General features: G+C 53.4%; 1 pseudogene. It reads right to left on the bottom strand.

The window, feature by feature from the left end:
* Window positions 1–38 precede the first annotated feature (38 nt).
* Window positions 39–536 (bottom strand): annotated as a pseudogene (locus ACTHUE_RS20030) (glutamate--tRNA ligase); the annotation flags it as partial.

Raw genomic sequence — 536 nt, forward strand, 5'->3', positions numbered from 1 at the left:
GTCTGAAACATTTCAGACGGCCTTTTATCATTCATGCCTTACGAACGGATCCGTTTCAACACTTCTTCTTTGCCGATTAATGCCAATACGGCATCGACGCTTGGGGTTTTTGCCGTACCGCAGACAGCGAGGCGCAGGGGCATACCGAGTTTGCCCATTTTGATGCCTTCTTCGTCGCAGAAAGGTTTGAAGAGATCGTGGATGGCTTCGGCGTTCCAGTCTTCCAGCCCTTCGAGGCGTTCGGCAAAGCGCAGCATACGGGCGGCGGCTTCGTCGTCCCAGTGCTTCTGCACGTCTGCTTCGGCCGGCGTTTGTTTGACGTAGAAGTAGAGGCACTCGTCGGCAAGTGTGTTCAGGTCTTGGGCGCGGTCTTTGACCAATGCCAACACGTCTTCCAAAGCAGGCTTGCTTGTTTCATGGATATCGCGCAGGGCGAGGCGCGGTTTCACCATTTAGGCCAGTTTTTCGTTGGCGGTGATTTTGATGTGTTCGCCGTTGATCCAGTAGAGTTTTTTCAAGTCCATACGGCTTGGAGA

The organism is Neisseria sp. P0021.S005 (assembly GCF_051956955.1).